Below are 22,856 nucleotides of genomic sequence, written 5' to 3' on the forward strand. Positions count from 1 at the left end.
CGGAGCCGACGACGGCGCTACCTGCGGACGAACCGGGCGCGCAGCCCGGCCGGGACCAACAGCGCCTCCGGCCGCATGACAACCGTGTCCGGGTCGACCACCGTGACGTCGTAGTCGCGTACCAGCGCGGCGACGGCGAGCACCAGTTGCAGCAAACCGAGTTGGTTGCCCAGGCAGATCCGCGGTCCGGCCCCGAACGGCAGATACGCGAACCGGGCGTGCGGCTGCCGCGTTCCGAGCCAGCGGTCGGGCAGGAACTCTTCCGGCCTGTCCCACCACCTCGGGTCGCGGTGCATCAGATAGACAGGCATCATGACCTGTTGGCCGGGCCGGAAGCTCCACCGGCCGAGCGTCGTATGGGTACGCACCTCGCGGCCCATGAGCCAGGTCGGGATGTACGCCCGCAGCAGTTCCTTCACCACCGCCTCGGTGTAGGGCAGGTCATCGACGGTGACCGCCCGGTGCGCCCGCTGTGCCAGCACCTCCGCCTCAACCCGGATCCGGGCGGCGATCCCGGGTTCCCGCGCGAGGACCAGCACCGCCCAGGCGAGTGTCGTGCCCGGTACGCCGTGCGAGGCCCGCAGCATCACCGACAGCGTCCGGTAGACGGCCTCGTCGTCGAGCGGCTCGGCGTCGCCGCCGAGCATGGTGTCGAGCAGATCGCCGACCGTGTCCCAGCGTTCGGCACGCCGCTGCCGGATGCGTTTGTAGAGCAGGTCGGCGAGCCTCCGATTGGCTGCCTTCGCCGAGCGGACCGCAGGTACCGGCAGCCAGCTCGGCAGGGACAGCGAGCTCGACATCAGGGCGGTCGAGCGCTCCGCCGCCTCGGCGACCGCCTCGGCAACCTCCTCGACGTCGGCGGTCTCGTCGGCGGCGGCCCTCTCGGCGCTGCCACCGAGGCAGTAGTCCGTAGTCGCGTGGATGACGAAGGACTTCATCACCGCCGCCACGTCGACCTCACGGCCGAGCATGGGACCCAGGCGGGCGTGGAAGATGTCCACCAGGCGGTGGCTGTGAGCGTCCACCGCCGCCCGGTTGACCCCTGGCCAGCTCTTCCTACGTCCGGCCATCGCCGTCGGGGTCTGCCGCGCGGTCGCCTCGGGCGGGGCATCGTCGAACAGGGCGACCTCGATACCGAAGTCGGTGTTCGTGCGTACCAGGATCTCGTGGACGAGGACGGGGTCGGCCACCACACTCGTCCGAGGGCTGAACGCGAACACGTCGCCGTAGTCGTACTGGCACCGCTGGAGGAACGCGATCCGGTCCTGCTCGTAGTCGTACCGGTTGCCGACCAGGCGCCGCCCGCGCGGCCCCGCTGGGTACTCGACTGTGGACATGTTCGTGATCCCTCGCACCTGGACTGGTATGAGTCGTCTGGACCCGCGGCGGTCCGGCCGCGGCGGTGCGGCGTGCGCCGCGCGGGTACCCGCGACGGTGGCCGCCGGACCGGCCGGCCACCGTCATCCTCGGGTCAGGGGACCCACGGGTAGCGTCCGCCCATCCGGCCACGGTCGAGCCGCACCAGGCGGGCAAGACCCATCAGAGCGAGCTTCGCCATTGCATTCACCTCCCGGACTACGTCGTCGTGTCACCGCCACGTTCACGTTGTCATCCGAGGCACGTCGGTAGCCCCTGATCGGTCGTTCGGATCTGTGCGGATCTGTTCCGAACGGGGCCGGAGGCGGCCGGGCCCGGGGTGGTGTCTGGAGTGCTCAGGTCCCTCCCGGGCCCGTCCGCCGGACGCGGCGTACGGTCGCCGGCGAGGTCCTGCCTGGGCAGGATCCTTCCGCCGCCCGGCTCACCACCCGCGAGCACGCCAGCGACCAGCACGCCACCACGCGGCAACCGGCAGGCGACACCTAGCGAGCCACGCTTGGTTGGACAACCTTGCAGCCGACTACGGCTTGCGGCCGACAGCGCAGTACTGGTCGATGACGTCGGGCGGGGTGGACGGGTCGGGCTTCCACTCGTTGACCGACACCACGCCGGGTTCGACCAGATCCAAGCCGTCGAACAGCCCGGCGATCCGGTCGGGGCTGCGCAGGTGGTACTTCGGGTTTGCCGAGGCGTTCCAGATCCGCACGGCTTCGATGACCGCCTCGCTGGTGTCGCTGCCGTCGTACATCGCAAGGTAGCTACCGGACGGCAGGGCGGCCATGATTCGCTTGATGATCGACTTTGCTTCGTCGTCGCTCTCGATGTGACCGAGGATGCCCATCAGGAACAGCGCCACCGGCTTGGTCAGGTCGAGCGTCTTGGCCGCCTCGCGCACGATGGTGTCGGTGTCCCGCAGGTCGGCGTCGATGTAGTCGGTGGCACCCTCGGGGCTGCTGGTCAGCAGCGCCCGCGCGTGCGCCAGCACGAGGGCGTCGTTGTCGACGTAGACGACGCGGGCATCCGGTGCTACCGACTGGGCGACCTGGTGCGTGTTGTTGGCGGTGGGCAGGCCGGTGCCGATGTCGAGGAACTGACGGACGCCGGCCTCGCCGGCGAGGTAGCGCGCCGCCCGGGTCAGATAGGCCCGGGAGAGTCGCGCGTTCTCGGCGAGTTGCGGGAGGGTCTGGATGATCTGGTCGCCCACCGCACGGTCGGCCGCGAAGTTGTCCTTGCCACCCAACAGGTAGTTCCAGATCCGAGCCGTCTGCGGCACGGCCGTGTCCAGCTTGACGATCTCCTGCTGGTCGTCGGCGGGGGCCGAACTCTCTGTCACGTGCGCATCCTTCGATCAAGCGGGAAACGACGCTGTCGGATCGCGGCAAGCATAGCCAGAGTCCGCACAGGACGGTCAGCGTGGCCGCGCAAGCTGTCCGCCCGGGCCGCCCGGGCGCCCTGGCCGCCCGGCCGCCCGGGTCGCCCGGAAGCAGCGGAGGCAGACCTGGCGCCGCCCACCGGAAACGGCATGGGCGAGGGGACGGTTCGTCGGGAGCCGTCGCCGTCGCGTGGGGCCTGAGTGGTGCCGGTCGGGGGTGGGAACTCAGCGGTGCAGATCGGGGTGGACCTCGCCCAGGTGGCGCGGGTGAGCCTTGCGACGTGGGTGAGGCTTGCGACGCGGGTGAGCCGCGCGACGCGGGGGTGGTTGCGGTGGCGGGCACCGCGGATCCTGGGCAGGGACGTCCACTGGTGGCTGACCCGGACCGGGCTGGATTCCTCCCGGTTGGGGCCGCGCCTGGTGCAGGGCACGGTGCCGGTGAGCGACGACGGCGGCATCCCGTTCGATCTCCTCGACCATGCGTAGGATCGGATGCCGATATCGGTTCCGTCACTGTTCGGCGGGCGTGTGGAGGTGGACCGGGTGCGGGAGTTCCAGCGCGGTGCGGTGCGGCTGCACATCCTGCATCACGCCGCGGAGCAGGAGATCCATGGCGCGTGGATGACCGAGGAACTGGCCCGCCACGGCTACGACATCAGCCCCGGCACCCTGTACCCGACCCTGCACCGGCTGGAGGCGGACGGGTTGCTGGTCTCCGAGCAGCGGGTGGTCGAGGGGCGCACCCGCCGGGTCTACCGGGCCACCGAGGCCGGTAAGCAGGCGTTGGCCGAGGACCGCAGGGCGCTGCGGGAGTTGGCGGACGAGGTGCTCGGCGACGACGCCTCCGGCTGATCCGGAGGATCGCATGTCTACCGCCGTCGGCGTGCGGCGATGGCGCGGCGGATGGCATAGGCGGCGACGCCGGCAGCCAGTACCGCGGCGCCGGAGATGACCGAGGAGATCGGCAGGGTGACGGCGAGCGCCAGGCAGCCGGCGAACCCGAGTACGGGGATGATCCGGGGTGGCCGGTTCTCCGCCGTGGAGAGGGTCCAGGCCGAGGCGTTCGCGATGGCGTAGTAGACGAGGACGCCGAAGGAGGAGAAGCCGATCGCCGAGCGGAGGTCGCCGGTTGCCGCCAGGACGGCGACGACGGCTCCGACGGCCAACTCGGCCCGGTGCGGCACCTTGAATCGTGGATGCACGGTCGCCAGGGCATGCGGCAGGTGCCGGTCGCGGGCCATGGCCAGGGTGGTGCGCGAGACGCCGAGGATCAGCGCGAGCAGCGAGCCGAGCGCGGCGACGGCGGCACCGGCGCGTACGACCGGCTCCAGCTGTGGCATTCCGGCGGCGTGCACGGCGTCGGACAGCGGTGCGGCGGCGTCCGCCAGTCGCTGCGGGCCGAGCACCAGCAGCACCGCGACGGCCACCGCCGCGTAGACACCGAGGGCGATGCCGAGCGCGAGCGGGATGGCGCGGGGAATGGTCCGGGCCGGATCCCGGACCTCCTCCCCGAGGGTGGCGATGCGCGCGTACCCCGCGAAGGCGAAGAACAGCAGGCCCGCCGCTTGTAGGACCCCGCCGGCCGTCGCGTCCGCGCCGACGTCCAGCCGGGTCGCGTCGGTCGCGCCCCAGCCGAGAGTGGCGACCACCACCAGGGCCAGCACCGCGAGGACGGCGGCGACGATCACCCGCGTCAGCAGCGCGGACTTCTCGATCCCGAGGTAGTTCACCACGGTCAGTGCCACCACGGCGGCCACCGCCACCGCGTGGGCCTGGCCGGGCCAGGCGTAGAGGCCGACGGTGAGTGCGATCGCGGCGCAGGAAGCGATCTTGCCGACCACGAATCCCCAGCCCGCCAGGTAGCCCCAGAAGTCACCGAGCCGTTCCCGACCGTAGACGTAGGTCCCGCCGGAGGCCGGGTACCGGGCGGCCAGCCGGGCCGAAGACGTGGCGTTGCAGTACGCCACCACCGCGGCGAGCCCGAGGCCGGGCAGCAGACCGGAACCGGCCGCGTGTGCCGCCGGAGCGAGAGCGGAGAAGATGCCCGCGCCGATCATCGCGCCGAGCCCGATCACCACCGCATCGAACGTCCCCAGCCGCCGCCGTAGCGCCGCTGGCGTCGTGCCGGCCGCTGACTCCACCATGTTCAGTCCTCCACCCAGAATCACCGCCGACATTACGGGATCCGATATCGGGACGCGATATGCGATCGCCGCGTACGGGTGGAAGGTTCATCTGGTGTGGGGCCCTTCCCGCCCGGGAAGGGCCCCCACCGGGGTTTGTCGTGGATCGGCCGCTCCGGGCCGCCGCCTCAGCGGCCGACCGGAGCCCGCCGGGCCAGCGCGGCCCCGTCGGCGGTCTCGAACGCGGCCAGCACCGAGCTGACCCGGCCTTCGGTGACCGGTACGAACACCCGCTTGCGCTGCCCGGACCGCAGTTCGACCGTCTGGCTGCCCAGCGCGGTGTCACCGGTCCAGGAGTAGAGGTACGCCGTCCCCTTCCGGGTCGCCCGGACGTCGACCAGGATGCCGCCGTCCACCCGCTTCGGCACGCCCACCGTGAAGGTGTTGGCCGGCAGCCGGTGGACCGCCGCCGGGGCCACTCCGTCCGACGCCGACTGGGCGATGGTCTGCGGGCTCTGCAGGCTGCGGGCCGCGGTGTCCGGGAAGACCGGCTCGCTCGGCTCCCGCTGCGGCGGGGTGTAGCCGGGCAGGGTGGTCAGCCCGTACCGGTACGGGTCGGCCCGTACGCCCTGGAAGGTCGACCAGCCCAGCCGGGACTGCGAGCTGAGGTCCTGGGTGTCCGAGTCGTAGACCAGGACGTTGAACCCCATGTGCGCCGGGTCCACCGCGTCCGGCAGCACCGCGAACGGAATGCTCGCCTCGATGGTGTACCCGGTGTACGGTTCGCTGACCTTGCTCGCCACGGTCATCCCGTGGGCGGTGACCGCACCCGGCCCCTGCCGGTTGTCGGCGTCCCGCTGGAAGCACGGCGGGTTGCCGTTGGCCGGGTCGTCGGTGGTCGGGAAGATGCCCGCCTTGAAGACCGTCGAGGTGTTCGCCGAGTCGCCCTTCGGATCGAAGGTGATCTCGACGCTGTCGGTGCGGCGTTGCCGCTTGCAGTCCTGCGGCACGACCTTGCGGCCGAGTACGTCGTCGGTGACCTGGACGATCACCTTGAGGGCGTCGTCGGTGAAGGCCACCCTGCCGGTGATCGAGGCGTCCTCCGGGGTGGTCGGCTGACCCTCCCAGATCCGGGAGAGGTTCAACTCGGGTCCGGGGTACTCGCCCGCGCCGGCCACCGCGTCGACCGTGTGTCCGGCACCGGCCCGGGGGATCACCGTGGTCGGCACGATCTCCAGCGCGGCGTTCGATGTGGTGGGTGCCCGGTGGGCGCCGGGGCGGCGCCGGTCACCGGCGAGTACGCGGCGGGTGCGGCTCGGCCGAGCCCGCCGGAAGGCCTTCGCCGGGTGACGCTAAAGATCCACGGCGGGATGAGTCAGTACCCTCGGCCGGCGGGGTGGCCCGTGATCCCCTGGTCCGGGAGTTGCTCACGGAGCGGCTGGCCGAGGTACTGCCGTACCGGCCGGAGGTGGTGCTCTCCGACTTTCCGGATGACGCGGCGCTGCTCGGCGCCGTGACGATGGCGGCGGAGGCGGCGCCGGCCGCCGGGCTGAGTTGACCAGGCCGCCGATGAGCGGCCCGTGGCGCCCGGGCCCTTTCCGTCCCCTCGGCCGGTACGGGAAGGGCGCTGGCGGCGAGGCGATCCTTGCACATCGGCAGGCTGGTGCGCGCCGCTATCTGGTGACGGCCGGCGGCCCACCCTCCGACGGCTGGCGAATCTGCTCTCCGGTCGGGCATTCTTGAGTGAACCTTTTCCACCTGAACGGCGCGACGCGTTCGCCCGACCTCCACCTTTGGCCAGGGCGGATCGTAAGGGGAGGTGGAAAGGTTCGATTGAGGCCGTTGCCGGCGCGCCGAGAAGAGGGTGGGGCCGTGACCTCCGCACCGTCCGATCAGCCACCCAGAACACCCCCCTGGCAAATCGTCGTGGCCTTCATGGGCGCCTCGGCCGCGCTGCTCACCGCCGTCTGGGGCGGTGTGACCCTCTTCTACCAGGCGGGCCAATCGAGCGTCGATCCCTCGGCTCCACCAGCGGCCCACTCTGACCAGCCGGCACAGGTTTCCACCTCGCCGACGGGCCACCCGACCGTGAGCCCCGGTCCCGGCGGAAGCGGCGCGGACAGCATCCGCCGCCAAGGCATCGTCACCATCGTCCGCGACGACGTCATCGACCTCGACACCGGACGCGCCGACTGGGCCGCAGAAGAAGCGCCGGGCGCGACCGCGACCGACCTCGAGTTCACCGACGCCGGACCGACCCTGGTCAGCGTGCACCACGCGGTCATGGCGCGGCTGCCCGCCAACCGCACCGGCGAGCACTTCCGCGACTGCGCCACCCTTTCCGCCGAGTACGGCGGCACCCCGCTCCGGGCTGACGAGCTGCGCCCCGGTGTCAAGCTCTGCGTCATCACCGACCAGAAACACGTCGCCCTACTCCAGATCACCGACGTACGCGGCGGGGCTGACCAGGAACCGGAGCGGGTAACCCTCGCCGTCACCGTCTGGTCCCGCCGGCACAGCGGTTGACCGTGGCGTGGCGAACACGCGACCACATGGCGGTGCCGGCGATGGCGGTAGGTTGCACAGTCATGGCCACGACCGCCGACGTCCGTCACGACCTCGCCAGCCTCGCCGACCCGCGTCGGGCGGAGGGAGTGCGCCGGTTTCTGCAGATGGTTCCCGGCGGGTACGGCGAGGGCGACCGGGCCATCGGCGTCTCCGTACCGGACCAGCGCAGGGTGGCCGGCCGGTACTGGCGCGACATCTCGCTGGCCGAAACGGCGGAGCTGCTGACGAGCGGCGTGCACGAGGAGCGGCTGACCTCGCTCTTCATCCTGGTGCGAAAGTTCACCAAGGGGGACGAGGAGGAACGGGGCCGGATCTTCAGCATCATCCTGGCTAACACCGGCCGCATCAACAACTGGGACCTGGTCGACTCGTCCGCGCCGTACATCGTCGGCCCCTGGCTGGTCGACAAGGACCGGAGCGTACTGGATCGGTTGGCCGGGTCGAGCCTGGTGTGGGATCGGCGGATCGCCATCATGGCAACTTTCGCCTTCGTCAAGGCCGGAGACTTCCGTTGGACCTTCCGGCTCAGTGAACGGCTGCTGCGTGACCCGCACGACCTCGTGCACAAGGCGGTGGGCTGGATGCTGCGCGAGGTGGGGAATCGCGACAGAGCGGCGGCGGAGGAGTTCCTCGCCGCACGGTACCGGGTCATGCCGCGGGTCATGCTCCGGTACGCCATCGAGAAGTTTGAACCGCAGCGTCGCCGGGAGTACCTCTCCGGCCTGGTCTAGCCGCCGCCACATGCCGGGCGCTCTCAGGGTTTCCTGTGAATGAGCTGTCGTGGCGGCGGTCAGCCGGGTGATGGCGCGCTGATTGCGCCGCCGGATTCTCCGAATTCTCCCAGAAGCTTTCAGAAGCCGGTCAGCCCGGCCGGCCAGGCTCTCGCCATGACAGTGATCGAGGTACGGGGGCTGACCAAGCGGTACGGGTCCGACACGGTGGTGGACGACCTGTCGTTCACCGTCGAACCGGGGCAGGTGACCGGCTTCCTTGGCCCGAACGGCGCCGGCAAGTCCACGACGATGAAGATGATCCTGGGTCTGGCCGCTCCCACCCGGGGTTCCGTCACCATCGCCGGTCGCCGCTACAGCGACCTCCCGGTACCGCTGACCGAGGTGGGCGCGCTACTCGACGCCAGCGCCGTGTACGGCAGCCGGAAGGCGTACGACCACCTGCTGGCGCTCGCGGTGAGCAACGGCCTGCCCCGGCGCCGGGTCGACGAGGTGCTCGCCCGGACCGGGCTAGAGGGTGTGGCCGGGAAGCGGGTGGGAGGGTTCTCGCTCGGCATGCGACAGCGACTCGGCATCGCGGCGACGCTGCTCGGCGACCCGCGGGTGCTGATCTTCGACGAGCCGGTGAACGGGCTCGACCCCGAGGGTATCCGGTGGATCCGGGACTTCATGCGCTCCTTGGCCGGCGAGGGACGGGCGGTGCTGGTCTCCAGCCACCTGATGAGCGAGATGGCGCAGACTGCCGACCACCTGGTCGTGATCGGCCGGGGCCGGCTCATCGCCGATACCGGCATGAGTGAGTTCATGCACGCCAACGGCGAGGGCACCGTGCTCGTCCGGGTGCCCGATCCGGGCTCCTTCGCGCGGCGGCTGGTCGCCGCCGGGGCCACCGTGCGGGACGGTCTGGAGGCCTCGCTCGTCGTCTCCGGCATGACGAGCGGGGAGATCGGCAAGCTTGCCGCCTACCACGGGGTCGTGCTCAGCGAACTCACCCCGCAGCGGGCCTCGCTGGAGGACGCCTTCATGGAACTGACCAGGGCCAGCACCGAGTACCAGGGGGCTGCGGCATGACGTCGTCCGCCACCGGGCCCCACCCGACCTTCGCACACAGCCTCCGGGCAGAGTGGATCAAGCTCCGCAGTCTGCGCTCCACCTGGTACACCCTGGCCTGCCTCTTCGCGGTCGGACTCGGCATCACGTTTCTCGCCCTGAGCTCCGCCGGGGCGGACTACGAGAGCGCGACGGCCGCCGAACGGGAGGCTTGGGATCCGACGAACCTCAGTCTGATGTCGTACATCGTCGCTCAGTTGATCATCGGCGTGCTGGGCATCCTGGTCGTCACCTCCGAGTACGCGACCGGACTGATGCAGACGTCGCTGACCGCCACGCCCCGCCGGCACCGACTGCTGGCGGCCAAGGTGGCGCTGGCCACCGCCGTCGCCATGGTGGCGGGCCAGGCGCTGATGTTCAGCGCCTTCTTCCTCGGACAGATCCTCCTCGCCGCGCAGGACGTGCCGAACGCGGGACTCGGCGATCCCGGTGTGTTCTCCGCCGTGGCGGGTGGTGGACTCTATCTCTCGGCAATGGCGCTGCTGGCGGTCGGTCTCGGCACGATCATGCGAGCCACGGCGGGAGCCTTGGCCACCCTGGTGGGGATCGTCTTCCTGGTACCCGCACTCGCGGGCCTCTTCCCCTCGTGGCTCCAGGGTCTCTTCGACTTCTGGCCGACTCTGGGCGCGGCAGCGGTCCTGGCGACGGTCCCGGACCCCGACTACCCGCACCCCTGGCTGAACCTGGCCGGAATGTGCCTCGGGGTCGCCGCCGTACTGGCCGCCGCGTTCGTGGTCTTCCGGCGTCGTGACGTATGACGGGCACCGTGGCGGGCTTCGCCGGTCGACTGCGCGGCGAGGTGTTCCGGAGTCGAGCCTCCGTATCCTGGCCGGCATGGAACGATCAGGTCAGGCGATGACCTCGCGGGGAGGTACCGAGCGGTTGCTGGTGGTGGACGACGAGGCCACCGTCCGTGAGTTGCTCTCCGCTACGCTGCGCTTCGCCGGATTCCGGGTGACCTCGGCGGCAACCGCCACCGAGGCGGTCGCCGCGGCCACTGCGGAGCCGCCCGATCTGGTGCTGCTCGACGTCATGCTGCCGGACATGGACGGCTTCGAGGTGGTCCGGCGGCTGCGTGAACAGCGCCTGCCGGGCCGCAGCGGGCCGGTGCCCGTGCTCTTCCTCACCGCTCGGGACCGTCAGGCCGACAAGATCACCGGGCTCTCCCTCGGCGCCGACGACTACGTGACGAAGCCCTTCGACCTGGAGGAGCTGATCGCCCGGATCCGGGCAATCCTCCGCCGTACCGGGGGCCATCACGGCGACGTGCTGACGGTGGGCCCGCTCGCACTCGACGCCGAGGGGCACCAGGTGACACGGGCGGGGCGACCCGTCCGTGTCTCCGCCACCGAGTTCCGGCTGCTGCGCTACTTGATGGAGAACGCCGGGCGGGTGGTGTCCAAGGCTCAGATCCTCGACCGGGTGTGGCACTACGACTTCGGCGGCGACGCCAGCATCGTCGACACCTACATCTCCTACCTACGGCGGAAGGTCGACGCCGAAGAGCCCAAGCTCATCCACACCGTGCACGGCGTGGGCTACGTGATCCGGGAGCCCCGGCAGTGAGGCACCCGCTGAGCCGGTTCTCACTGCGGGCCAGGCTGCTGCTGCTCACCACGAGCCTGCTGCTGGCCGGGCTGAGCCTCATCGGCGCGGTCGTCTCCGACCATCTGGAGCGCTATCAGCTCGACCGGATCGACAATCAGCTGCGCTCGTTCACCGCGATCATCTCCCGGGTGTCGGAAACCGGGCCGCCCGAGGCCGAGGACACCGCCGGCCACCCCGAACTCCTCGACCCCGTCCTCGACCTGATCGGCAGCCCGTATCTGGTGTACCTGGACGCGGACGGCGCGGTGGCCGGGAGCATGCGCTCCGCCCGGCTGGGCAGCGCAACCCTGCCGACGACCGGCGCGCTGGGTACGATCCGCACCGACGGGACAGCCGTCGACCTGCCCGCCGCCGACGGCTCGGGGCGCTGGCGGGCCGTCGCCCGACCGGCCGTCGGCTGGGGCGGGACGGTGATCGCGGCCGCACCGCTCACCGAGGCCGACGCCACCATCGCGCGACTCCGGGCAAGCAGCCTGATCAGCGGCGCCGTGCTGCTCGTCCTGCTCACGGCGGTCGGCTGGTTCGCCCTCGGCCGTGGCCTGCGACCGCTGCGCCGGATCGAGCAGACGGCCGCCGCGATCGCCGGCGGCGACCTCACCCGACGGGTACCCAGCCTCGCCCCGGCAAGCACGGAGATCGGGCACCTCGCGGTCTCCCTCAACACCATGCTCGGCCAGCTCGAACGGGCCTTCGCCGACCGGGCCGCCTCCGAGTCCCGGATGCGTGTCTTCGTCTCGGACGTCAGTCACGAACTGCGCACCCCGCTCTTCGTCATCAAGGGTTCGACCGATCTCTACCGGATGGGCGCGCTGGCGGAGCGGGCCGACATCGACGAGGCGATGCACCGCATCGACCGGGAAGCCACCCGGCTCACCGCCCTCACCGAGGACCTGCTGCTACTCGCCCAGCTCGACGACGCGGCCGACGGACAGCTCGACCCGGCCCCGATGGACCTGCGTACCCTCGCCAACGACGCCCGGCACGATCTGCGCGCCCTCGACCCGTCCCGCCCGGTCCGACTCACCGGTCCGGGCGGCAGCCGCCCGCCCGGCCCAGCCCCGGTGCACGCCGACGAGGCCCGGCTGCGGCAGGTCGTCGCCAACCTCGTGGGCAACGCCGTCGCCCACACCCCGCCGGGCACCCTGGTCCGGATCGGCGTCGGCACGGCGGATGGCCGCGCCGTGCTCGAAGTGGCGGACGAGGGTCCGGGGATGACGGCTGAGCAGGCGGATCGGGTCTTCGACCGCTTCTACCGGACCGACCGCTCCCGAAGCCGCTCGGGCGGGGCCAACGCAGGGCTCGGGCTCGCCATCGCCCGCTCCCTCGCCCGTGCCCACGGCGGCGATGTCGAGCTGGAGACCGCCCTCGGCGAAGGCGCCTGCTTCCGGCTGGCGCTGCCACTGTCGAGCCCGTGTTAGCAGCGGCAGTACGTCAGAGCCAGTCCGACGGCCTACCGGACGAGCGGGAGATTCTCAGCTTTCGTCAACCCGAACGGGTCGTACTACTCGCTGAAGACGAGCAGGCGGATGATTGCCGCGAGGCCGATCACGACGATCAGGGTGCGGATCAGGAGCGGCGATAGCCGGCGTCCGACCCGGGCGCCGACGACGCCACCGAGGGTGGCACCTGCCGCGATCAGCGCCACGACGACCCAGTCGACTGATTCGGGGGAGACGAGCAGAAAGGTGACGGCCGCGATGACGTTGACGGCCGTGGTGAGCAGGTTCTTGAGGCCGGTGATGGACTGGATGTGCTCTGCGGTCAGCACGCTCATCAGGCCGACGAGGAGGATGCCCTGCGCGGCACCGAAGTAGCCGCCGTAGACGCCGAGCAGGTAGACGCCGACCAGTACGGCGGTCAGCCGGAGCCGGGTCAGTGTCGCCAGGCGCCCGTAGTGGGTGCCGGGATCCCGGCCACCGGCGGCGCGGCGTTGCAGTGCCGGACCCCACACCACCATGCTTATGCCGAGCGCCACGAGGGCCGGCACGATCATGCGAAATGCCTCGTCCGGCAGGATGAGCAGCAGAACCGCGCCGGTGATCCCGCCCAACACCGCGGCGGGCAGCAGGCGGCGCAGGATATGGCCATGTCCGGTGAGCTGGTGCCGGTAGCCGAACGTCCCGGTGATGCCGCCGCCGACCAAGCCGATGTTGTTGGACACGTTCGCGACCAGTGGCGAGTGGCCGAGAAGCAGCAGCGTCGGAAAGGTGACGAGCGTGCCTGAGCCAACCACGACGTTGATCATGCCGGCCCAGAACCCCGCGGTGAGGATCACGGCCGCTTCCCCCACCGTCATGACGATGCTGGCCGATGCGACCGGTGCCCGACGGCTGCCGGAACCCTACAAGCGCCGTTGGAGACAACCTCCAAAGTTCGCCCCCACTCCTTACCCGTCTGAACGCGTAGCCGCGCCGGATTGACGACCGGCGCGGGTGGGGCAGCCGTTGAGCGAGGCTGCTGAGGTGGCGGCTCACTGGCGTTGGCACCAGGGGCGAGCCGCCTCGGGGCCTCCCCGAGGGAGGTGCGCTCAGCCGAGTCCTCCGACGATCTTCGCTACCTCGCCGGGCATGGACAGGAATGGCGAGTGGGAGGCATCCAGCGTCACGACGGAGGTGGGATTGTCCGGGAAGGCGGCGTCGGCTTCCTCGACGAGTACCCGCTGGAGGGCCGGGCGGATCGCCATGTCGCGCGCGCAGGTGACGTAGGTACGCGGAAGGGAGCCCCAGCCGTCGCGGGTCAGCCGGGTGGTGCCGAGCAGCATCCCGAGCGGGGCGTCCGGGGTGAGCAGGCCCAGGGCGGCGTCGGCGACGACCGGGTCGACGTCGCCGTAGAACGCGTCGCGAAGCTGCTGACGATAGGCGGGGTCGTTCGAGGCGAGGTCGAGCCGCAGCGCCCCTATTACCCGGGGATCGCCCCGGAGGGCGGGCAGGACCAGCGCGTCGGCGTTCTCCGGCAGCGCGAAGTACTGGTCGGCGGCCTTGCCGGAGGCAGGCATGATCGCAGCGAGGTAGACGGCGTGAGCGACCAATTCGGGAACCTGTTGCGCCGCCCGGGTCAGGACGGGGCCACCCATGCTGTGCGCCACCACCGTGACCGGGTCGCCGCGGCCGAGCCGTTCGATCTGGGAAACCAGCAGACCGGCCGCCTGGTCGAGATCCACATCCGCCACCGGCGAGACCTCGGTGGCCAGGTCCTCCGGGGCGAACGGACGTACGGTCAGGCACTCGGGCCGACGGGCGCGTAACCCGTGCCCGACCATGTCGACCGCCAGGGTCGGGCGGTGGTACGGCCCGAGGTGGGCGATGACCTCGTTCCAGCACCAGGCACCATGCCAGGAGCCGTGCAGGAGCAGAATCGGGGTGGACGCGGGGGACAAGGCCACTCCTTCAGGTGGGGTGCAGTGGGGTCGAAAGGACGTCTGACCGTACTGCGGCAATCACCATTCGTGGGGGCTTGACGGTCTACAGTCCACCAAAGGGCGTCATGTGTTGCCGAGTGCGAGATCCTGAGTGTGGACGGCCGGCTCGATCACGACCTTGATGGCGCCCGACGCGCGATCGGCGGCGACCCGGAATGCCTCCGCGGCCGCGTCCAGCGGGAAGCGGTGGGTGATGAGCGTGGCGGGAACTTCGGGTCTCTCCGCGAGCATCCGCGCGGCCTCCTCGACCTCCCGTACCCCGTCGTGTCGGCCGTAAGCGATGGAGTGCACGAAGGTCAGCTCCTTGGTAAGGCTGACTATTCCGGGAACCGGCTCGTTCTCCGGGTAGACACCGGTGGACACGACGCGTCCTCCGGGACGGGCGGCTGCGGCGGCACTTCCGAGGCTGGACCGGCTCCCCGCGGCGTCGACCACCACGTCGTACTCGCCGCCGGGTTCTCCGCACCCCAGCCTCTCTGCCGCGCGCCGCTGGTGCGGATATCTCGCGTCGACATCGACGTCATGACCGGCAGCCTGTGCCGCTGCGGCGGCCAGTAGCCCGATGGACCCGCCGCCGAGCACGAGCAGACGCTCACCGGGACGCGCCTGGGCGCGCCGGACAGCGTGCCAGGCGACCGCGGCCGGCTCGATCAGACATGCGTCACGGACGTCGAGGCCGTCCGGCAGGGACAGCAGGGTGTACTCCGGCACCCGCACGCGCTCGGCCATTCCGCCGTCGCTGAACACTCCGAGGTTGCCGTGAACCTCCTCGGTACAACGCTGCGTACTGCCGACCCGGCACTGCGCACATTCGCCGCCGTAGATGGTGGGCTCGACGAACCAGCCCCGTCCCTCGTCGTCGATCCCCGCGAACTCGTGCCCGTAGACGAAACCAGAGACTCCCGCTGCGGCGAAACCCACGTCTGTTCCGCAGATTCCCGCCGAGACGACCGACAGGCGGACGCCGTCACCTTCAGGCTCCGGCACGTCGACGGTGCGTATTCCACCGTTGTTGACGACCGCACGCATCGCGTACCTCACTAAACATAGGAGTGGATTCATTGCCGCGTCGATCCGTGCTGCGCCGTCCGATGACACCGCTGCCCCACACAGTCCGGGTTCCGGAGGGAATGCGCGCCATCTGCCGCTCAGCCGGGTTGGCGTCCGGTGGCAGCCAGCGAGCCGAGGAGGGCGAGGGCCGCGCGGCTCGCCGAGGCCGGTTCGGCGTGATAGACGACGAGTTCCTGGCCGGGGCTGGAGCGGACGTCGAAGGTCTGCATGGTCAGCGTCAACGGGCCCACGTCGGGGTGTCGGAAGCGCTTGCGCGCGAGTGCCTTGCCGCGGGCGTCGTGCCGGGCCCACAGGTCGGTGAACTCGGGGCTGTGAGCCAGAAGTTCGGTGAGTACCTGTCGGATTCGGGGGTCGGCGGGGGCCTGACCGTGGCCGAGCCGGAATCCGGCCACCGAGTTGACCGCGACCTCCTGCCAGTCCTGGTAGAAGGTATGCGCGGCCGGGTCGGTGAAGACGACGTGCATGAGGTTGCGCGAGTGTGTCCAGTCGTGGAAGAGAGCGTCGGCGATCGTGTTGGAGGCGAGTACGTCGTAGGCGCGGTTGTAGATGATGGCCGGGTTGTGCGGCCAGGCGTCCATCAGCTCCCGCAGGCTCGGGTCGACCCGGCCGGTCCCGGCGGCGGTCCTGGTCGACGGGCTGAGCCCGGCCAGCCGGAACAGGTGCTGGCGGCCGTCCTCGTCGAGCCGCAGTGCGACGGCCAGCGCGTCCACCACGTGCGCTGACGGCGTCCGTTCACGACCCTGTTCGAGCCGGATGTAGTAGTCGATGCTGACCCCGGCCAGCAGTGCCACCTCTTCGCGTCTGAGGCCGGGAACCCGGCGATGGCCCGTGCTGTGGAGGTTGGCCTCGGCCGGTGTGACCTGGGCCCGCCGGGCGGTGAGGTAGGCGCCGAGATCAGACCGTGTCATACCGCCATGCTAGGCCGCGGTACGCGGTTCTTCCTGGGTGTGATGCTCCCAGGAGGAACCCGGCCTGCCGGAAGGCGCCCGGATCCGCCAGTGTCGAGTCATGTCGACGAACCAGACAGTTGCCGGCGGCCGCAAGGTCGTCCTCGTGACCGGGGCCAGCAGCGGAATCGGTGCGGCCATCGCCACCCGGCTCGCGGGTGAGGGCCACCAGGTGGTCGCGGGTGCGCGGCGGACCGATCGCCTGCGAGAGCTGGCCGAACGCACCGCGAAGGCAGCCGTCCGCTCCGGCGGCGGCCTGCATCCGGTACGGCTCGACGTGACCGACCGCACCGACTTCGCCGGCTTCGCCCGGGCCGCCAGCGATCGCTTCGGACGGGTCGACGCACTGGTCAACAACGCCGGAGTCATGCCGTTGTCGCGATTGGACTCGCTGCTGCTGGACGAGTGGGATCGGATGATCGACGTGAACGTGCGCGGTCTGCTGCACGGGATCGCCGCGGCCCTGCCCATCTTCACCGCGCAGGGATCCGGGCACTTCGTCACGCTCGCGAGCATCGGTGCCCACCAGGTCGTTCCCACCAGTGCCGTCTACTCCGGCACCAAGTACGCCGCCTGGGCGATCACCGAGGGACTGCGCCAGGAGTCCGACCCCGCCGTCCGGGTCACCACCATCTCCCCGGGTGTGGTCACCTCCGAACTCGCGGAGTCGATCACCGAACCCGGCGCCGCCGAGGCGATGCGCAGCTACCGTGCGCATGCGATCAAGCCGGAGGCCATCGCCGACGCCGTGTCGTACGCCCTCGCCCAACCGGCCGACGTCGACGTCAACGAGATTGTCGTCCGGCCTGCCCGGCAACGCTGATCGTCGTCGAGACCGCCGGCGGCAGGTGGGGACGAGCGCGACCGTCGTCGCACGGAGTCCGTCGGGCAGGGAGTCACTCCCGACCGGGGAGCACCTCGCGCCACAGCGATCCGGACAACATGGCCAGCGCTCGTCGGCGACCTGGACCGGCGGGGGCACGTCAGGTGTCGTCGCCGATCGGATCGCTCACGCTGTCGCGGGATCGGCCTCGACGCGGCAACCGCTCTGCGCGCTGGTGGAATACGCGATGACCGCGTCAAGCCGGTCGCGGGCCGCGGTCAGTTCGGCGATCTGGCCGTCGATCCGGTCCCGCTCGGCGGCCAACCGGGCCCGCGACTCCGGCGTACTGACGTTGGCGTTCACGCACGGCAGCAGCTCGGCGATGGTGCGGCTGGACAGGCCGGCGGCGTACAACTGCTGGATCAGCCGTACCCGGTCTGCCGCCTCGTCCGGGTAGCGGCGCTGGCCCCGGGGGCTGCGGTCGGCGGCGAGCAGCCCCTGCTCCTCGTAGTAGCGCAGGGCACGCACGCTCACGCCCGCCCTGACAGCCAACTCGCCGATCCGCATGGTGACCCCCGCCACAACACTTGCCTCTGACGTCAACGTCAGCTTCTAGCGTACGTCGCATGCAGATCTCTGGAGCAGTTGCCCTGGTCACCGGGGCCAACCGCGGCCTCGGCCGGCACTTCGCACGCCAACTCCTGGAGCGCGGCGCCAAGGTGTACGCCACCGCCCGCCGCCCCGAGCTCGTCGACCTCCCGGATGCACACGTGCTGCGCCTGGACATCACCGATCCCGCCTCGATCGCCGCCGCCGCAGATGCCGCGCCGGACGTCACGCTGCTGGTCAACAACGCTGGCCTGGACACCGTCACCAATCTCGTCACCGGCGACCTCGCCGATATTCGGCGCGAGATCGACACCCACTTCTGGGGCACGCTCGGCATGATCCGGGCGTTCGCGCCACGGCTCGGCGGCGGCGCGATCCTCAATGTGCTGTCCGCGATGTCGTGGTTCAACTACGACGGGCACACCGCGTACGGGGCGGCGAAGGCGGCCGAGTGGAACCTGACCAACGGCGTACGCCTGGAGCTCGCACCCCGCAAGACGCTGGTGACCGCCCTGCACCTGGGTGCGGCGGACACCGACATGTCCCGTGACCACGAGGGGCCGAAGGTCGACCCGGCGGTGGTCGTACGGGCCGCGCTGGACGGGCTCGAACAGGACCGGATCGAGGTGGTCGCCGACGAGTGGAGTGCACATGTGAAGGCCTCCCTGGCCGCCGACCCGAGTGCCTTCTACGGTTAGCCCGGACGCCGGTCGAACGGGACGGCGCTCGCACCGGTGGCCCAGTGTGCGAGCAGCCGCAGGGCGGTATGGTCGGCGGTGCCGGCGGCGGCGGTGTAGACAAACAGCGTCTGTTCGGGGTCGTCCGGCATGGTGAGCGCCTGGTAGGTGATCGTCAGGTCGCCGACGAGCGGGTGGCGGAACCGCTTGGTGCCGCTGGTGCGTACCAGTACCTGGTGGTCGGCCCACCAGCGCCGGAAGTCTTCGCTCTGCACCGACAGCTCTCCCACCAGCGCGGACAGCTCGGGATCGTCGGGGTGGCGCCCGGCGTAGACGCGCAGGGTGGCAACGGTGTCGATGGCGACGCTCGTCCAGTCCGGGTGCAGTTCGCGGGCGTCCTCGTCGAGGAAGATGAATCGGGCGTAGTTGCGCCGTCGGGCCGGCAGCGCGTTGAAGTCGCAGATCAGCGCGCGGGCCGTCCGGTTGATCGCGAGTACGTCCATCCGGCTGCCGACGACGAACGCCGGTGCCGTTGCCTGGTCGAGCGTCTCCAGCAGTTGGTACGTCGCGGCGGCGACCTGCTGGGGTCGACGCGGCGCCCGGCGCCGGGCCTCGCGGGGCCTGGCCAGCTGCGCCAGGTGGGCCCGTTCGGTGTCGTCCAGCCGCAGGACCCGAGCGATGGCGTCCAGTACCGGCTCGGAGGGATTGAGATTGCGGCCCTGTTCGAGCCGGACGTAGTAGTCGACGCTGATGCCGGCGAGTTGGGCCAGTTCCTCGCGCCGCAGGCCGGGCACCCGGCGACCGCGGGGTGCGCCGGTCAGGCCGAACTCCTCCGGCCGCAGTCGTGCCCGCCGGGACCGGAGGAACTCCTTGAGGTCGGCGTTGTGTCCCACCACTCCAGTATCCGGTCCGCGACGGCGGTGCGGATCGTGCAGGTGGTCCTGGCGTTCCTAGCCGGAACAGGGCCTGTTTGGCCTGCTCAAGTGATGTTTGGGCGAGATCTGATGGATGGGCGGCCGCACGGGTGGCCGCGTTCCGCAGCAGCGACAGCGAGGTGTGCATGTCCCCGATCCGTTCTGTCCAGGTAGCCGAGCCCGCCGGCCCGTTCCGGTTGGTCGAGCGTGAACTTCCCGAGCCGGGCCACGGCCAGGTCCGCGTCACGGTCGAGGCGTGCGGCGTTTGCCGTACCGACGCGGCCTTCGTCAACGCGGCCTTCCCGGTGCCGTTCCCGCTCGTCCCCGGTCACGAGATCGCCGGCCGTATCGACGCGGTGGGCACGGGCGTCGAGGGCTGGACGCCCGGCCAGCGCGTCGCGATCGGCTGGTTCGGCGGCAACTGCGGTGCCTGCTCCGCCTGTCGCGGCGGTGGTCTCATCCACTGCCAACGGCTCCAGGTGCCGGGCTGGGCCTACCCCGGCGGCTATTCCGAGGCTGTCGTCGTGCCGGCCACCGCGCTGGCCCGCATTCCCGAGGCGTTGACCGCGGCCGAGGCGGCCCCGATGGCCTGCGCGGGCGTCGCGACCTTCAACGCGTTGCGGCGCAGTCACGCCCGCCCCGGGGATCTTGTCGCGGTACTCGGTCTGGGCGGCCTCGGGCATCTGGGCGTGCAGTTCGCCGCCAAACTCGGGTTCGAGACCGTCGCCATCGCCCGAGGCACCGACAAGACCGACGCGGCAACCGGGCTGGGCGCCCACCACTACATCGACAGCACCACCGCCGATGTCGCCGAGCAGTTGCAGAACCTCGGTGGCGCCGCGGCCGTACTCGCCACCGCCGGCAACTCGGCAGCCATGGGTGCCACCATCGACGGCTTGCGGCCCGGCGGCGAACTCCTGGTCGTCGGAGCCGACCCCGAACCGATCCAGGTCAGCCCATTCCAGATCATCTCCACGAGCCGGGTTGTCCGCGGCCACCCCTCCGGCACGGCCCGCGATGTCGAGGAAACCCTGCACTTCGCGGCACTCACGGGTGTCCGGCCGCTGATCGAGACCCGCCCGCTCGACGAGGTCGAGGCCGCCTACCACCGCATGCTTTCCGGCGAAGCCCGCTACCGGATGGTGCTGACCACAGGTAGCTGACCATCGCCGATCGACTGGCCGGGCCAGATCTGCCGGAGACGTCCGTCGTCGAAGCAGATCAAGCCCGCCCGCCGGGCGGCGCCGGCGATCCGCCCGTCACTCGACGACCCGAGCAGGACGATCAGGATGTCCTGGCGGAGGGGTCGTCGGGCGTGCTCAGACCTGCGTGCGCCGCCACTGCTGGTTGGTGGCGGAGCCGCAGGTCCATTGCACCACCTGGGCACCGTCGCCGGTGGCCGCGTCCTGCACGTCGAGGCACTTGCCGCTGTGCCGGGCCACCAACCGGAGGTAGCCCGAGCCGGCGTCCTGGATGCGCCACTGTTGGTTGGTGCCGCCGTGGCAGGTCCACTGGACGACCCGGGCGCCGTCGGCGGTGGTGCCGGCGCCGCCGTACACGTCGAGGCACTTGCCGCTGTTGACGCTGGCGACGGTGACGTAGCCGTCGCCGGTGTCGGCGAAGCGCCAGCGCTGGTTGGTCTGGCCGTTGGCCGCCCACTGTACGACGTCGGCGCCGTCGGCGGTGGCGGCGTTGTAGACGTCGGCGAGCTTGCCGCTGTGCCGGGCGGTCAGCGTGTAGGTGGCCGGGGTGGGGACGGTGCTGGTCGGGGAGAGCCGGTAGAGGCCGGCACCGTGCCCCGGGATCGACCTGGTCAGCGTGCCGCTGACGGTGCCGAGACCGGCCCCGGACCAGAGGTCGGTCACGGTGGCCGAGCCGATGCCCAACGTCGACAGGTCGAGCGTGACGTTGCCGGTGCTGGCGTCGCGGTTGAACAGTGCCACGTACCGGTCGTCGCTGCCGGGTACGTCGGCGGCCCACGCCTGGCGGGCGCCGCCGACGAGCTGGCGGTTGTTGGTGCTGTTCTGGTCGACCTCGAGTACCCGGGTGTTCGTCATCAGGGCCAGGTCGGAGGGGCGGTTCTCGACCAGGTTGCCGCCCCACATCAGCGGTGCGCGGTTGATCGCCCACAGGGTCATCAGGGTGCGCTGCTCATCGGGGGTCAGGTTCGAGTAACGGGGCGAGCCGACCGGCCCGAACTTGGCGAGCCGGCCGATCGGGATCATGTCCGGGTCCGGCCATGCCCCGGTGGCCCGGTGCGGCGCCCAGTCGCGCAGTTGGTCGAAGAGCCGGTCCAGGCCCGGCCAGTCGTCCCACAGGTCGTTCACGATCCGCCACATGTGGGCGTTGGCCCGGACGTGCGAGCTGGTCGACAGCGGGGTCGCGCCGGGGGAGAGGCTCAGCACCATCGGACGGCCGCTGCGCTCGATCGCCAGCCGGTAGCCGGCCACCTCCTCCTGCCGGTACGTCGGTGCCGCGATGTCGTCCACCTTCACGTAGTCGACGCCCCAGCTGGCCAGCAGCGCGAACACCGAGTCCAGGTACGCCTGCGCGCAGGAGTGGGACATGTTCAGGCCCCACATCAGGTTCAGCCAGGCCGCGGTGGTGTTGTTGTTGATCTGGTTGGCCCGGCAGTCGGTGCCCAGGATCGGCACGTTGTCGGCGACGGCCTGGCGGGGGATGCCGCGCATCAGGTGTACGCCGAACTTCAGCCCTTGGGCGTGGACGTAATCGGCCAGCGGTTTGAACCCGTTGCCCCCGACCGCGGACGGGAACCGCGTGGTATCCGGGAGGAGCCGGCCGTTGCCGTCCATCCGCAGCCGTGGGTTGAGGTTGCCGTCCTGGTTCGGGCTGCCGGTGTGTGCGCCCGGGTAGTACCAGGCCCAGTCGATGACGACGTACTGCCAGCCGTGCTGGCGGAGGTTGTCCCGCATGTAGTCGGCGTTGGCCCTGACGTCGGCCTCGGTGACGCGCCAGTTGAACGCGTCGTAGCTGTTCCAGCCCAGTGGCGGAGTGTTCGCCGTGCCGTTGTCCCACGCCTGGGCCGGCCCGGACCGGCCCGCCACGAGGCCGACCGTGCACAGGAGTGCCAGCAGGACGAGGACGGCGTATCGGGGGGCGACGCAACACGCGTGGAATCGGCTCATCGATCCTCCTCCAAGGGTCACTTCACCCCGGGCCGGGCTAGTCACCTCGGTCGATGTTAGCGATAACATGGTGGAAGTCAAGCGGTCCCGCCCTGGTGCGGGCCGCTGCCCGACGACGTGCCGTTCGTGGGGGGCCCGTAGCGCAGGGAGTAGGAGCCCGCCGTGGTGACGTGCTGGGCGCGATGTGGGTAACGTTATCCATGATCGTCTCGGGTGGGTGCGGAACCGACCCGGATGGACCCGGACATGCCGCTGGATGAGTCCGGCTTCCGCCAGGCGTGGTGATCAGGCCGGGCCGCCGACCCTTCCGGCCTGGACTTGACCAGGTCACGGTGTCCGCGCTGGTGGAACGGCTCGGATCC

23 protein-coding genes are annotated in these 22,856 nt (G+C 70.7%); 12 read left to right on the top strand and 11 right to left on the bottom strand.

Going from position 1 to position 22,856, the window contains the following annotated elements:
• Positions 1 to 17: 17 nt before the first annotated feature.
• Both ACSMXO_RS12775 and ACSMXO_RS12780 read right to left on the bottom strand, forming a co-directional pair.
• A complete protein-coding gene (locus tag ACSMXO_RS12775; RefSeq protein WP_346261956.1) occupies positions 18 to 1,337 on the bottom strand; it encodes a cytochrome P450 in 1,320 nt (439 codons plus the stop codon).
• Positions 1,338 to 1,897: 560 nt separating this feature from the next.
• Entirely contained in the window at positions 1,898 to 2,710 is an 813-nt protein-coding gene (locus ACSMXO_RS12780; protein WP_455417882.1) for an SAM-dependent methyltransferase, read from the bottom strand.
• Positions 2,711 to 2,980: 270 nt separating this feature from the next.
• On the opposite strand from ACSMXO_RS12780, the gene ACSMXO_RS12785 reads away from it, so the two are divergent.
• Positions 2,981 to 3,235 carry a hypothetical protein gene (locus ACSMXO_RS12785; protein ID WP_455417883.1) on the top strand — a complete coding sequence of 85 codons (255 nt, stop codon included), beginning with the start codon at positions 2,981 to 2,983 and terminating at the stop codon, positions 3,233 to 3,235.
• A 6-nt stretch (positions 3,236 to 3,241) separates the two neighbouring features.
• Positions 3,242 to 3,601: a PadR family transcriptional regulator gene (locus tag ACSMXO_RS12790; RefSeq protein ID WP_346261959.1), complete on the top strand. Its 360-nt coding sequence runs from the start codon at positions 3,242 to 3,244 to the stop codon at positions 3,599 to 3,601.
• A 17-nt stretch (positions 3,602 to 3,618) separates the two neighbouring features.
• On the opposite strand, the gene ACSMXO_RS12795 is transcribed toward ACSMXO_RS12790, so the two are convergent.
• Together ACSMXO_RS12795 and ACSMXO_RS12800 are read right to left on the bottom strand one after the other, a co-directional pair.
• Complete coding sequence (locus tag ACSMXO_RS12795) at positions 3,619 to 4,893, bottom strand: APC family permease (protein ID WP_455417884.1); 1,275 nt, start codon at positions 4,891 to 4,893, stop codon at positions 3,619 to 3,621.
• A gap of 167 nt (positions 4,894 to 5,060) precedes the next feature.
• Entirely contained in the window at positions 5,061 to 6,101 is a 1,041-nt protein-coding gene (locus ACSMXO_RS12800) for a sugar-binding protein (protein WP_455417885.1), read from the bottom strand.
• Between the two features lie 167 nt (positions 6,102 to 6,268).
• Between ACSMXO_RS12800 and ACSMXO_RS12805 the strand changes: the two genes are divergently transcribed.
• From ACSMXO_RS12805 to ACSMXO_RS12835, 7 genes are all read left to right on the top strand, one after another.
• Complete coding sequence (locus ACSMXO_RS12805; protein WP_455417886.1) at positions 6,269 to 6,430, top strand: hypothetical protein; 162 nt, start codon at positions 6,269 to 6,271, stop codon at positions 6,428 to 6,430.
• Between the two features lie 377 nt (positions 6,431 to 6,807).
• Positions 6,808 to 7,398, top strand: a complete 591-nt coding sequence (locus ACSMXO_RS12810) for a hypothetical protein (RefSeq protein WP_455417887.1) — start codon at positions 6,808 to 6,810, stop codon at positions 7,396 to 7,398.
• 62 nt (positions 7,399 to 7,460) lie between these two features.
• Positions 7,461 to 8,171, top strand: a complete 711-nt coding sequence (locus ACSMXO_RS12815) for a DNA alkylation repair protein (protein ID WP_455417888.1) — start codon at positions 7,461 to 7,463, stop codon at positions 8,169 to 8,171.
• Positions 8,172 to 8,333: 162 nt separating this feature from the next.
• Positions 8,334 to 9,242, top strand: coding sequence for an ABC transporter ATP-binding protein (locus tag ACSMXO_RS12820; protein ID WP_455419228.1), 909 nt, complete (start codon positions 8,334 to 8,336; stop codon positions 9,240 to 9,242).
• Positions 9,239 to 10,039 carry an ABC transporter permease gene (locus ACSMXO_RS12825; protein ID WP_455417889.1) on the top strand — a complete coding sequence of 267 codons (801 nt, stop codon included), beginning with the start codon at positions 9,239 to 9,241 and terminating at the stop codon, positions 10,037 to 10,039. Before ACSMXO_RS12820 ends, ACSMXO_RS12825 begins: the two co-directional genes overlap by 4 nt.
• A gap of 76 nt (positions 10,040 to 10,115) precedes the next feature.
• Positions 10,116 to 10,847, top strand: coding sequence for a response regulator transcription factor (locus ACSMXO_RS12830; protein ID WP_346261965.1), 732 nt, complete (start codon positions 10,116 to 10,118; stop codon positions 10,845 to 10,847).
• A complete protein-coding gene (locus ACSMXO_RS12835) occupies positions 10,844 to 12,307 on the top strand; it encodes a sensor histidine kinase (protein WP_455417890.1) in 1,464 nt (487 codons plus the stop codon). The genes ACSMXO_RS12830 and ACSMXO_RS12835 overlap by 4 nt, the downstream gene beginning before the upstream one ends.
• Positions 12,308 to 12,390: 83 nt before the next feature.
• Here the strand turns inward: ACSMXO_RS12835 and ACSMXO_RS12840 are convergent, their stop codons facing one another.
• From ACSMXO_RS12840 to ACSMXO_RS12855, 4 genes are all read right to left on the bottom strand, one after another.
• On the bottom strand, positions 12,391 to 13,185 hold the full coding sequence (locus ACSMXO_RS12840) for a sulfite exporter TauE/SafE family protein (protein ID WP_455417891.1): 795 nt from the start codon (positions 13,183 to 13,185) through the stop codon (positions 12,391 to 12,393).
• Positions 13,186 to 13,416: 231 nt separating this feature from the next.
• Positions 13,417 to 14,271, bottom strand: a complete 855-nt coding sequence (locus tag ACSMXO_RS12845) for an alpha/beta fold hydrolase (protein WP_455417892.1) — start codon at positions 14,269 to 14,271, stop codon at positions 13,417 to 13,419.
• A 99-nt stretch (positions 14,272 to 14,370) separates the two neighbouring features.
• Positions 14,371 to 15,336, bottom strand: a complete 966-nt coding sequence (locus ACSMXO_RS12850; protein ID WP_455417893.1) for a zinc-dependent alcohol dehydrogenase — start codon at positions 15,334 to 15,336, stop codon at positions 14,371 to 14,373.
• Positions 15,337 to 15,455: 119 nt separating this feature from the next.
• A complete protein-coding gene (locus ACSMXO_RS12855) occupies positions 15,456 to 16,286 on the bottom strand; it encodes a helix-turn-helix transcriptional regulator (RefSeq protein ID WP_455417894.1) in 831 nt (276 codons plus the stop codon).
• Positions 16,287 to 16,386: 100 nt separating this feature from the next.
• On the opposite strand from ACSMXO_RS12855, the gene ACSMXO_RS12860 reads away from it, so the two are divergent.
• Entirely contained in the window at positions 16,387 to 17,148 is a 762-nt protein-coding gene (locus tag ACSMXO_RS12860; protein ID WP_455417895.1) for an SDR family oxidoreductase, read from the top strand.
• Between the two features lie 186 nt (positions 17,149 to 17,334).
• Here ACSMXO_RS12860 and ACSMXO_RS12865 read toward each other — a convergent pair whose 3' ends face one another.
• On the bottom strand, positions 17,335 to 17,715 hold the full coding sequence (locus ACSMXO_RS12865; RefSeq protein ID WP_455419229.1) for a MerR family transcriptional regulator: 381 nt from the start codon (positions 17,713 to 17,715) through the stop codon (positions 17,335 to 17,337).
• Between the two features lie 59 nt (positions 17,716 to 17,774).
• On the opposite strand from ACSMXO_RS12865, the gene ACSMXO_RS12870 reads away from it, so the two are divergent.
• Positions 17,775 to 18,455: an SDR family oxidoreductase gene (locus ACSMXO_RS12870; protein ID WP_455417896.1), complete on the top strand. Its 681-nt coding sequence runs from the start codon at positions 17,775 to 17,777 to the stop codon at positions 18,453 to 18,455.
• Here ACSMXO_RS12870 and ACSMXO_RS12875 read toward each other — a convergent pair.
• Positions 18,452 to 19,327 (bottom strand): helix-turn-helix transcriptional regulator, encoded by an 876-nt coding sequence (locus ACSMXO_RS12875; protein WP_455417897.1) that lies wholly within the window; start codon positions 19,325 to 19,327, stop codon positions 18,452 to 18,454. The two genes, ACSMXO_RS12870 and ACSMXO_RS12875, sit on opposite strands and share 4 nt — an antisense overlap.
• 167 nt (positions 19,328 to 19,494) lie before the next feature.
• Between ACSMXO_RS12875 and ACSMXO_RS12880 the strand changes: the two genes are divergently transcribed.
• A complete protein-coding gene (locus ACSMXO_RS12880) occupies positions 19,495 to 20,511 on the top strand; it encodes an alcohol dehydrogenase catalytic domain-containing protein (protein WP_455417898.1) in 1,017 nt (338 codons plus the stop codon).
• A gap of 156 nt (positions 20,512 to 20,667) precedes the next feature.
• Here the strand turns inward: ACSMXO_RS12880 and ACSMXO_RS12885 are convergent, their stop codons facing one another.
• Positions 20,668 to 22,494, bottom strand: coding sequence for an RICIN domain-containing protein (locus ACSMXO_RS12885; RefSeq protein WP_455417899.1), 1,827 nt, complete (start codon positions 22,492 to 22,494; stop codon positions 20,668 to 20,670).
• Positions 22,495 to 22,856: the final 362 nt, after the last annotated feature.

The sequence above is a fragment of the Plantactinospora sp. DSM 117369 genome (assembly GCF_053764795.1).